The following is a 10,301-nucleotide window of genomic DNA, read 5'->3' on the forward strand; positions in this document are numbered from 1 at the left end:
AGTCCCCGGCCCCGGCGGCCTCAGGCTGTCCCACGCCCTCGGGGGCAGCACCGCCGCGGCGCCCGCCCCCGTCGGCTGGGCCGCGATGGTCGCGCCCGCGGTGACGGCGACGGCCGGTTTGGTCAGCGCGGTGAGGAGCTTCGCGGACCAGCCGACGGTGGTGGCCGCCGCGGCGGTCTTGCCGCCGAGGGCGAGGGACAGCGTGAAGCCGACGGGGACGGGCACCAGGGCGATCCCGACGAGAAGCCGCTCGGCCGGGACCACCGACGTGCGGGTGTCGCCGCAGTAGCCGCAGCCCCGGATGTGCCGGGCCAGCCGCTTGCGCCACACCGAGTCGGGGCGGCCGTTCCAGCGGGCGGTGAGATCGCGCAGGCCGGGGCAGGCGCCGTCGAGGGCGCGCACGATGCCCCGGGAGGTCTCCAGGCGTTCCTTCATCCGCTGGACACGGACGGCGGCGTGCTGCCTGCTGATGCCCACGGCCGCGGCGAGTTCTCGACGGCTGAGTTCACCGGCGACCTCCAGCCACCACAGCGAGAGCAGTTGGCGGTCCTCGTCGTCGAGCCAGCGCACCGCCTCCGCGACCTCGCGTCGCTCCCCCTCCAACTGGAGCTTGAGGACGGTGAGTTCGGCGAAGTCGGCGGCGCCGCCGGCCGGCACGCTGTCGTCGAGTGGCTGGGTCGTGCGGCGGCGGGCCCGGTCGCGGATCTGCCGCATGGCGATCGCGACCAGCCAGGAACGGAAGCTGTCGGGGTCGCGCAGCGAGCCGAGGTGGTCGACGGCGCGCAGCATGGTCTCCTGGACGACGTCGTCGACGTCTGCGTGACCGTTCAGCGCGCGGCCGACGACGTTGTAGACGAGCGGCAGCCAGCCCGCCACCAGCTCGTCCAGCGCCTGCCGGTCACCGGCCTGCGCGGCGGCGATCGTGGCGTGCCAGTGCCGCCCGTCTCCACGGTCCGCGTTCGTGCTCATGCCCGCACCTTGTCAGCAAGGGGTGTGCGCTTGGCAATGTCGGAGATCACATCCTGGAGACGGATCGCGGGCCCGCGCGATAACAGTTTTCCGGGCACCGAGCACCGGCCGGGAGCCTCTGGGGGCCGATCCCCGACAACACCGTCGAGGGAGCCACCTACAGCGCCGGGCTCCAGCGATGCGAGTACGGCGGTCGGCCTCGCGCTGATCGCCGGGACCCGGAACCTGAGCCGGACCTCAGCCGGACACCCTGGCCTGCTCGGTCAGCCCGCGACGGGCGCGACGGACGCGAAGGGCGAAGGGATGAACCCGGTGGCCGAGCGCATCGCCCTCGCACCCTCAAGTAGTGGCCGGCGCCCAGGCGTTGGGTGGGGTGAGCGCCTCCAGCCGCTTGATCCTCCGCCGGACGACGTACAGCGGGATCACGCCGAACACGCCGAAGGACATGTCGATGACGCTCCACCAGAAGGGGATGCCGCGGACCGGCCCGCAGATCAGGGCGAGCGGGATGATTCCGGCGCAGGCGATCATCGCGAACTCGACGACCCAGATGTTGCGGACCGGGTCGCGGTAGGGGCCGTAGAAGGCGACCGCGATGACGAGGTGCGCGAAGGCCAGCCAGTCGGTGCCGTAGAGCATGAAGGGGTACTCGGCGTCGACGACGTCGAGCCCCTGCCGCACCCGCACGATCCAGTCCATGAAGCCGGGGAGATGCTCCGGCACGGACAGGGCCCGCAACAGGTCCTCGGTCCAGCGCAGTTCGTGCACGAGCGGGAAGGCCGTGGCGCCGCTGAGCACCAGGCAGACGACGAAGAAGACAAGCCAGGCTCGGATGCCCTTGAGGAGGGCGGCTCTGTCGCTCATGCCGGCAGCGTACGCCGCGAGTTGAACATGTTCAAAAGCATTCGGGCACCCCGCCGCGCCGACGACCCGCCCCCCTCTTCCCTCGATACCCGGCGGGGGTATAGAGTGCCCATCACGGATACCCCCCATGGGTATGCATGACGGCAGGTGAAGAGAGAAGAGTCGGGAGCCCCGATATGAACCCCTTGCAGAAGATCAGCGCGTTCACGGCGGCGCTGGCCGCGGCCTTCGGCACCGCCTACGGGGTCGGTACGGCGTTCGGCCCGCTCGACCAGGAGACGACCGCCGCCGGACACACCGAGAGCCACAGCACGGAGCCGGCGAAGAAGCCCCCGGCCGGGGATCTCCTCCCGGCCGGCCTCCAGGTCTCCCAGGACGGCTACTCCCTGGACCTGGAGACCACCGCCGTCCCGGCCGGGAAGAGGAGCACCCTGCGTTTCGTCGTCCGGGACGCCGACGGCGACCCCGTGACCCGCTACCGGACCGCCCACGGCAAGCAGCTCCACCTGATCCTCGCCTCACGCGAGCTGACGACGTACCGCCATCTCCATCCCGTCCGGGCCGCCGACGGCACCTGGAGCATCCCGGTGGATCTGCCGGCCGCGGGCGGCTACCGCGTCTTCGCGGACTTCGTGCCCGCCGGTGAGGACGAGGGCCTCACCCTCGGCTCCGACCTGACGGTCACCGGGTCCTACCGGGCGAGCGAACCGCCCGCCCCCGCGGCCACCACCACCGTCGACGGCTACACCGTCGCCCTCAAGGGCACCCTCACCGCGGGCGGCGAGAGCGACCTGGCCTTCACCGTCCGCCGGGACGGCCGCCCGGTCACCGACCTGGAGCCCTACCTCGGCGCCTACGGCCACCTGGTCGCCCTGCGCTCCGGTGACCTGGCCTACCTGCACGTCCACCCGCACGAGGAGGCCGAGGGCGACGCGACGTCCGGGCCCGAGGTGTCCTTCGCCGCCACCGCGCCCAGCACCGGCACCTACCGGCTGTTCCTGGACTTCAAGGTCGACGGGACGGTCCGCACGGCGGCGTTCACGGTACGGACCGGTGCGCAGGCGGCGCCCGAGACCGGCCCGGGTACGCACGAGGAGGGAACCTCGCACGGCCACTGAGGCGGCATCAGCGCACTTGGGCCCTCCCGTCGGTGCCGGCCGGGTACCAAGACCGGCCTCAGCGGCGCGTTCCGGCCTCGGAGGGGGCGATCGAGGGCGCGGTCGAGGGCGCGTTCGTCTCGGCGGACGGCTCCGGCGCGGCGGTCGGGCGCGACTTGGTGCTGTCCGGACCGGGTGCGGGCACGTCGGTGTCGGTGCCGGGTTCGGGGGTCCGGTTCCTCTCCGTAGGGCTTGTGGCGGAGGGGACGGCTGACGGAGTCGGAATCGGAGTCCGCACGGCCGGTGCGCTGCTCGCGGGCGGCGCGCTGCTCGCGGGCGGCGGGGCCATCGGGACGGTGGGCGCGGCCGGAGCCTGCGATCCGCCGAGGCGCAGCGGCAGCACGGCCAGGGTCGCGACCGCGCAGGTGACGCCCACGCCGACGGCGGTCCGCAGCAGGCGACGGCGGACGGCGCCGCGGCGGACCGACTCGAAGTGGCCGGGCGGCGGGGCGAGATGCCCGTTCGGGGGCCGCAGGATGACGGTGAGCGGATCGTCGGGCGCGTGGTCGGTGCCGTCGCCCGCGTCGTCAGCGTGCGTGATCAAGGCTTCTCCCCAGGTGTGCGCGGAGCAGTTCGCGGGCCGCGTGCAGATCGGCCTTGACGGTTCCTTCCTTGCGCCCGGTCAGCACGGACACCTCCCGGATCGGCATGTCAGCGTAGTAGTGCAGCAGGATCGGCACCCGCAGCCGGTCGGGCAGCGACTGCACGAGGAGTCGTACCGACGGGTCGGCGGGCTGGGCGGGCGGGTTGACCGCGGCCTCGACGGTCGCCCGGCGCACGGCCCGGCGTTCGCGTTCGAGCTTGCGCCAGTGGTCACGGACCAGGTTGGCGGTGGTGACGTAGAGGAAACCCTGCGGCTCGGCGACCGCCGTCCAGCGGGCCCAGAGCCGGGTGAACGCCTCCGAGGCGATCTCGTGGGCGGTCTCGTCGTCGTCGACGAGCCGGCGGCACCAGCCGGCCAGGCGCGGGTAGAGGGCGGCGAACAGTTCGGCCGCCGCCCTCTCGCGGGATCGTTTCACCGTTCTCCCGCAGATGTCAGGACCGCGAACACAATCACGTTGTCGCGGTACTCGTCGCCGGTGAGCGGCCCGCCGCAGGTGATGAGACGCAGTTCGGGCCGGTCCACGTTCCCGTAGACGTCGGTGGTGGGGAACTCCTTCTTGCCGACGGTCCGTACGGCGGTGACGGCGAACTCCGCGGTGGTGCCGTTCTCCAGGCGCGCCGTGATCCCGTCGCCCGGCCGCAGCCGGTCGAGCCGGCGGAAGACGCCGTCGCCGTACTTCCCGACCGTGACATGGCCGAGGAGCACCGACGGCCCGGTCTGGCCGGGCGTCGGCGAGTACCGGTACCAGCCGGCCCGGTCGTCTGCGGTGATGGCGGGCACCTCCACACTGCCGTCGGCCTGCAGTCCCAGCCGTACGACCGGGGTGTCGACCCCGATGGCCGGAATCCGCAGGGCCACGGGGGCCGAGCGTTCGAGCGGCCGCGCGGCTCCCGCCGCTCCCGCCGCTGCCCCTGAGTGGGTCGCCGAGGGCGTCGTGCTCACGGCCCGGTCGGCCGGGTCGCCGCCGGAGCAGCCCGCGAGCAGGCCGGCGCCGGCCGCCGCGAGGAAGGCGCGCCTGGAGTACGGGCTCATGCGCCGGTCGTCCTCCGGCGACGCAGGACGTACACCCCGGCGCCGCCCGCGGCGAAGGCCACCGCGACAGAGCCGCCGATCAGCGTGCCGTCGCCCGGCGAGGACGCGGCCGTGGTGCCCTCACCCGTGTCGGCGGCCCCGCGGGGGACGACAGGCACCTGTTCGCCGGAGCCCGGTGCCACGGTGGGCGCGGGCTCCGGGGTGGCCTCGCTGGGGGCGGGAGCCGGGGTGGGTGCCGTCGCGGTGGTGGACGGGACGGGGGTCGGCGTCCCCCCGTCGGCGAACGCGGGCCCCGCGCCGATCAGCAGGGCGGTGCCCGCGACTGCCAGGGCGGTGAAGCCGGTTCGTCGTGTGAATCGCATGAGTCGCTCTCCTTCGTCGGTCCGCACGGGCTGCGTGACGGATCGAGCGGAGAGACGAGACAGCGGGGACACAGGTTGTAAAGAAATGGCAAAGCCGGACTGCGCCACGCTCCGCACAGCGCTTCGCCGCCCCGGACGGAGAACTCCCGTCCGGGACGGCGAAGTGACGCGAGGCGGTGGGCGCTGGGGTGGTGAGCACTGGGGAGGCGGGCGCTGGGGAGGCGGGCGCACGGCAGCGCGGCGGCGAGGCCGGGGGCGAGCCGCCGAGTCCGGCCACCGGGCCCGACCGTCGAACGGAGCCGCCGAGCCCTGCCACCGGTTTCCACCACACGGCACCGCCCCGGACGGCGAACTCCCGTCCGGGGCGAAACAGGACAGGGCGGCCCAGCCGCCGCAGGCCTACCCGTCGAGCGACGTCATCACGTGCTTGATCCGCGTGTAGTCCTCGAAGCCGTAGCCCGACAGGTCCTTGCCGTAGCCGGACTTCTTGAAGCCGCCGTGGGGCATCTCGGCGACGAGCGGGATGTGGGTGTTGATCCACACACAGCCGAAGTCGAGGTTCTTGGACATGCGCATCGCGCGGCCGTGGTCCTTGGTCCACACCGAGGAGGCGAGGGCGTAGTCGACGCCGTTGGCCCACTCCACGGCCTGCTCCTCGTCCGTGAACGACTGGACGGTGATCACCGGGCCGAAGACCTCGTTCTGGATGATCTCGTCGTCCTGCTTCAGGCCGGAGACGACGGTCGGGGCGTAGAAGTAGCCCTTGTCGCCGACCCGGTGGCCGCCTGCCTCGACCTTGGCGTGGGCGGGGAGCCGCTCGATGAAACCGGTGACCTGCTGGAGCTGGTTGGGGTTGTTGAGCGGGCCGAAGAGCACGTCCTCGTCGTCCGGCTGACCGGTCTTCGTCTCGGACGCGGCCTTGGCCAGCGCCGCCACGAACTCGTCGTGGACGGCCTCCTGGACGAGGACGCGGGTGGCGGCCGTACAGTCCTGGCCGGCGTTGAAGAAGCCCGCCACGGAGATGTCCTCGACGGCCTTGGCGATGTCGGTGTCCTCGAACACGACGACGGGCGCCTTGCCTCCCAGCTCCAGGTGGACGCGCTTGAGGTCCTTGGACGCGGACTCGGCGACGGACATGCCGGCGCGCACGGAGCCGGTGATGGAGGCCATCGCCGGGACCGGGTGCTCCACCATCAGACGGCCGGTGTCACGGTCGCCGGTGACCACGTTGAAGACGCCCTTGGGCAGGATCGAGCCCATGATCTCGGCGATCAGGACCGTGGAGGCCGGGGTGGTGTCGGACGGCTTGAGCACGACCGTGTTGCCGGCCGCGATCGCCGGGGCGAACTTCCACACGGCCATCATCATCGGGTAGTTCCACGGCGCGACCTGCGCGCAGACGCCGACCGGCTCGCGGCGGACGATCGAGGTCATGCCGTCCATGTACTCGCCCGCGGAGCGCCCCTCCAGCATCCGGGCCGCGCCCGCGAAGAAGCGGATCTGGTCGACCATCGGCGGGATCTCCTCGGACCGCGTGAGCCCGATCGGCTTGCCGGTGTTCTCCACCTCGGCGGCGATCAGGTCCTCGGCGCGCTCCTCGAAGGCGTCCGCGATCTTCAGCAGGGCCTTCTGCCGCTCGGCCGGGGTGGTGTCGCGCCAGCCCGGGAAGGCAGCCGCGGCCGCCCGCATGGCGGCGTCCACGTCCGCCGGTCCGGACAGCGGCGCGGTCGCGTACGCCTCGCCGGTCGCGGGGTTGACCACCTCGGTGGTCCGTCCGTCGGCGGCGTCCCGGAACTCACCGGCGATGTAGTTCCGTAGGGTGCGCAGCCCACGCGGCTCGGTGCTCACTGCCGGCCTCCTGTGTCAGGGTCGAAGTTGTCAGGGTCGAAGTGTCCAATCACTGAGACACCCACCCTAATCGGCCCACCGACGTTTCCAACACCCCCGCTCGCGTCGCTCCTGCGAAATCCGCAAGTCTCAGCGGCGTAAACAACGAATTTCATCGCCTTCACCTTGCGCAACTATCGAGACCTCGTGCAGAGTGACGTCGTGGCCAGTCGAAGCGCAGAGCACCGGGACTCCCGCGAGTCAAAGAACGGCACCCCTCAGCTGGATGCCGTCAGTCTCGGCATCATCGAGCAGCTCCAGGAGGACGGCCGCCGGCCGTACGCCGCGATCGGCAAGGCCGTCGGCCTGTCGGAGGCGGCCGTGCGCCAGCGCGTCCAGAAGCTGCTCGACCAGGGCGTGATGCAGATCGTCGCCGTCACCGACCCGCTCACCGTGGGCTTCCGCAGGCAGGCGATGGTCGGGATCAACGTCGAGGGCGACACCGAGGCAATCGCCGACGCGCTCACCGACATGGCGGAGGTCGAGTACGTGGTGATGACCGCGGGCTCGTTCGACGTCCTCGCCGAGATCGTCTGCGAGGACGACGACCACCTGCTCGACGTCATCAACAAACGCATCCGCGCCCTGCCCGGCGTGCGCTCCACCGAGAGCTTCGTCTATCTGAAGCTCAAGAAGCAGACCTACATGTGGGGAACCCGATAACCGTGAGGACCCGATAACCGTGAGCACCAAGGACCTCAGCCGCACCGCGTACGACCACCTGTGGATGCACTTCACCCGCATGTCCTCGTACGAGAACGCGCCCGTCCCGACGATCGTCCGGGGCGAGGGCACCTACATCTACGACGACAAGGGCAGGCGCTACCTCGACGGTCTCGCGGGCCTGTTCGTGGTCCAGGCCGGTCACGGCCGCACGGAACTCGCCGAGACCGCCTTCAAGCAGGCGCAGGAGCTGGCGTTCTTCCCGATCTGGTCCTACGCCCACCCCAAGGCCGTCGAGCTGGCCGAGCGCCTCGCGCACCACGCGCCCGGCGACCTGAACAAGGTCTTCTTCACCACCGGCGGCGGCGAGGCGGTCGAGACCGCCTGGAAGCTCGCCAAGCAGTACTTCAAGCTGACCGGCAAGCCCACCAAGTACAAGGTCATCTCGCGTGCGGTCGCCTACCACGGCACCCCGCAGGGCGCCCTGTCCATCACCGGCCTGCCGGCCCTGAAGGCCCCCTTCGAGCCGCTCGTCCCGGGCGCGCACAAGGTCCCCAACACCAACATCTACCGCGCCCCGCTCTTCGGCGACGACCCGGAGGCCTTCGGCCGCTGGGCCGCCGACCAGATCGAGCAGCAGATCCTCATGGAGGGCGCGGACACGGTCGCCGCCGTCTTCCTGGAGCCGGTCCAGAACGCGGGCGGCTGCTTCCCGCCCCCGCCCGGCTACTTCCGGCGGGTGCGCGAGATCTGCGACCAGTACGACGTGCTGCTCGTGTCGGACGAGGTCATCTGCGCCTTCGGCCGCCTGGGCACGATGTTCGCCTGCGACAAGTTCGACTACGTACCGGACATGATCACCTGCGCCAAGGGCATGACCTCGGGCTACTCCCCGATCGGCGCCTGCATCATCTCCGACCGCCTGGCCGAGCCGTTCTACAAGGGCGACAACACCTTCCTGCACGGCTACACCTTCGGCGGCCACCCGGTCTCGGCGGCCGTCGGCATCGCCAATCTCGACCTGTTCGAGCGCGAGAACCTCAACCAGCACGTCCTCGACAACGAGGGCGCCTTCCGCGCCACCCTGGAGAAGCTGTACGACCTGCCGATCGTCGGCGACGTCCGCGGCAACGGCTTCTTCTACGGCATCGAGCTGGTCAAGGACAAGGTGACGAAGGAGTCCTTCACCGACGAGGAGACCGAGCGCGTCCTGTACGGCTTCCTGTCCAAGGCCCTCTTCGACAACGGCCTGTACTGCCGTGCCGACGACCGCGGCGACCCGGTCATCCAGCTCGCCCCGCCGCTGATCTCCGACCAGCAGACCTTCGACGAGATCGAGCAGATCCTGCGCGCCACCCTGACGGAGGCCTGGACGAAGCTCTGACGGTCCCCGGGACTCCCCGCTGCTCTTTCGGGATCTTCCTCTCAGGTGATCAACACCGGCCCCGGTGCCGTCCGTTCGAGTGAGAAACGGCGACCCGGGGCCGTGTGCTGTCCGGATGCCCGAGCCGGGCTGCCTAGCGTGCCAGTGACCGATCGGCCCCGTCTTCGTTCCCCCGGACGGGGGACGACACGGGAACTACGGATCTGAACGAAGGTGTACGCCCATGGAGGCCCCGCCGGACAACGACGTGCTGTGGGCACGCTCCCTGCACTACACGCACCCCGACGGCTCCCCCGCGCTCGGCGGAGTGTCCCTCGGCGTGCGGGAGGGCGAGATCCTCGCCGTCACCGGACCACGCGGCAGCGGCAAGACGAGCCTGCTGCACTGCCTGTCCGGGCTGGCCCGCGGCCAGCGCGGCGAGGTCTGGTTCAACAGCGTCCCCGTGCACACCATGGGACCGATGGCCCGCGAACGGCTGCGCCGCGACCGCTTCGGCTGGATCGACCCGGCCCCGGTGCTCGTCCCCGAGCTGAACGTGTGGGAGAACGCTGCCCTGCCCCTCATGCTGCGCGGCACCAGCCGACGCCGCGCCAAGGTCGCCGCCCTGGAGTGGCTGGAACGCCTCGACATCGGCGACAAGTCCCGCCTGCGGCCCTGTGAACTGACCCAGTCGGAACGCCAGCGCGTCTGCATCACCCGCGCCCTGGCGCCGGCCCCGTCGGTCCTCTTCGCCGACGAGCCGACGGCCCCCCTGCACCGCGCGGACCGCGGCCACGTACTGCGCACCCTGACCACGGCGGCCCGCTCGCACGGCATCACCGTCGTCCTGGCCACCCACGACCCCGACACCGCGGCACTCGCCGACCGCACGGTCTCCCTCCTGGACGGGCGCCGGGTGCGCACCGTCCATCTGCCGCCGGTCACCGAGTCGGAAGGCCGGGCGGCGTGCTCGCTCTCCGCCTGACCCGCAGCGCCCGTCCGGCCGTCCAACTGCGCCGCCTGCTCGTCGCGACGGCCTCGGCCGGGACCGGCTTCCTCCTGCTGAGCACCCTCGGCCACGCGCTGAGCCACCCCGGCACCACGGCGGGCTCCGCGCTCCGGCTGGCCTGGTGCACCGTGCCGCTGGCCGCCACCGTCCACTTCGCCCTCGCGGTCGCCCGCACCGACCCGGGCACCCGCCCCCGCCCCGGCCTCGCGGCCATCGGCCTGGGCCCCGCCCGCCTGATGGCGATCTCGGCGACCACGACGGCCCTGTCCACCGCCGTCGGCTCGATGCTGGCCCTGCTCCTCTTCCTCCACCTCCGCGGCGACCTCACGGGCATGCCCTTCGACGGAGCGGCGGCCTCGTTCCTGGCGGCGGACCTCCCCCTCCCCCTCCC

11 protein-coding genes and 1 pseudogene are annotated in these 10,301 nt (G+C 71.7%); 5 read left to right on the top strand and 7 right to left on the bottom strand.

Annotation, left to right across the window (positions count from 1 at the left end; all coding sequences use genetic code 11):
* Both P1P75_RS35340 and P1P75_RS35345 read right to left on the bottom strand, forming a co-directional pair.
* A partial coding sequence (locus P1P75_RS35340) for a sigma-70 family RNA polymerase sigma factor (RefSeq protein WP_319263219.1) occupies positions 1-969 on the bottom strand: 969 nt, incomplete at its 3' end.
* 339 nt (positions 970-1,308) lie between these two features.
* Positions 1,309-1,833, bottom strand: coding sequence for a hypothetical protein (locus tag P1P75_RS35345; RefSeq protein ID WP_319263221.1), 525 nt, complete (start codon positions 1,831-1,833; stop codon positions 1,309-1,311).
* A gap of 176 nt (positions 1,834-2,009) precedes the next feature.
* Here P1P75_RS35345 and P1P75_RS35350 point away from each other — a divergent pair, with 176 nt between their 5' ends.
* Positions 2,010-2,951, top strand: a complete 942-nt coding sequence (locus P1P75_RS35350) for a hypothetical protein (protein WP_319263223.1) — start codon at positions 2,010-2,012, stop codon at positions 2,949-2,951.
* A 58-nt stretch (positions 2,952-3,009) separates the two neighbouring features.
* Here the strand turns inward: P1P75_RS35350 and P1P75_RS35355 are convergent, their stop codons facing one another.
* From P1P75_RS35355 to P1P75_RS35375, 5 genes are all read right to left on the bottom strand, one after another.
* Complete coding sequence (locus P1P75_RS35355) at positions 3,010-3,534, bottom strand: hypothetical protein (protein WP_319263225.1); 525 nt, start codon at positions 3,532-3,534, stop codon at positions 3,010-3,012.
* Positions 3,518-4,009, bottom strand: coding sequence for an RNA polymerase sigma factor (locus P1P75_RS35360; protein ID WP_319263228.1), 492 nt, complete (start codon positions 4,007-4,009; stop codon positions 3,518-3,520). Before P1P75_RS35360 ends, P1P75_RS35355 begins: the two co-directional genes overlap by 17 nt.
* Positions 4,006-4,626, bottom strand: coding sequence for a class F sortase (locus P1P75_RS35365; RefSeq protein ID WP_319263230.1), 621 nt, complete (start codon positions 4,624-4,626; stop codon positions 4,006-4,008). Before P1P75_RS35365 ends, P1P75_RS35360 begins: the two co-directional genes overlap by 4 nt.
* Positions 4,623-4,988, bottom strand: coding sequence for a sortase-dependent protein (locus P1P75_RS35370; RefSeq protein ID WP_319263232.1), 366 nt, complete (start codon positions 4,986-4,988; stop codon positions 4,623-4,625). The genes P1P75_RS35365 and P1P75_RS35370 overlap by 4 nt, the downstream gene beginning before the upstream one ends.
* Before the next feature lie 399 nt (positions 4,989-5,387).
* Complete coding sequence (locus P1P75_RS35375; RefSeq protein ID WP_319263234.1) at positions 5,388-6,836, bottom strand: gamma-aminobutyraldehyde dehydrogenase; 1,449 nt, start codon at positions 6,834-6,836, stop codon at positions 5,388-5,390.
* Positions 6,837-7,022: 186 nt separating this feature from the next.
* Between P1P75_RS35375 and P1P75_RS35380 the strand changes: the two genes are divergently transcribed.
* From P1P75_RS35380 to P1P75_RS35395, 4 genes and pseudogenes are all read left to right on the top strand, one after another.
* Positions 7,023-7,538: an Lrp/AsnC family transcriptional regulator gene (locus P1P75_RS35380; protein ID WP_086773097.1), complete on the top strand. Its 516-nt coding sequence runs from the start codon at positions 7,023-7,025 to the stop codon at positions 7,536-7,538.
* A 19-nt stretch (positions 7,539-7,557) separates the two neighbouring features.
* Positions 7,558-8,922 (top strand): aspartate aminotransferase family protein, encoded by a 1,365-nt coding sequence (locus P1P75_RS35385; RefSeq protein ID WP_319263237.1) that lies wholly within the window; start codon positions 7,558-7,560, stop codon positions 8,920-8,922.
* Positions 8,923-9,145: 223 nt separating this feature from the next.
* Entirely contained in the window at positions 9,146-9,886 is a 741-nt protein-coding gene (locus tag P1P75_RS35390; protein ID WP_086773095.1) for an ABC transporter ATP-binding protein, read from the top strand.
* A pseudogene (locus tag P1P75_RS35395) lies at positions 9,868-10,301 on the top strand (hypothetical protein); the annotation flags it as partial. The gene P1P75_RS35390 and the pseudogene P1P75_RS35395, both read left to right, overlap by 19 nt.

Source organism: Streptomyces sp. ID05-39B, assembly GCF_033794725.1.
Taxonomy (GTDB): Bacteria; Actinomycetota; Actinomycetes; order Streptomycetales; family Streptomycetaceae; genus Streptomyces; species Streptomyces bobili.

Bases quoted from the DNA above. Each gene is read 5' to 3' on its own strand.
- P1P75_RS35345 (WP_319263221.1), bottom strand. From the start codon at position 1,833: ATGAGCGACAGAGCCGCCCTCCTCAAGGGCATCCGAGCCTGGCTTGTC.
- P1P75_RS35350 (WP_319263223.1), top strand. From the start codon at position 2,010: ATGAACCCCTTGCAGAAGATCAGCGCGTTCACGGCGGCGCTGGCCGCG.
- P1P75_RS35365 (WP_319263230.1), bottom strand. From the start codon at position 4,626: ATGAGCCCGTACTCCAGGCGCGCCTTCCTCGCGGCGGCCGGCGCCGGC.
- P1P75_RS35370 (WP_319263232.1), bottom strand. From the start codon at position 4,988: ATGCGATTCACACGACGAACCGGCTTCACCGCCCTGGCAGTCGCGGGC.
- P1P75_RS35390 (WP_086773095.1), top strand. From the start codon at position 9,146: ATGGAGGCCCCGCCGGACAACGACGTGCTGTGGGCACGCTCCCTGCAC.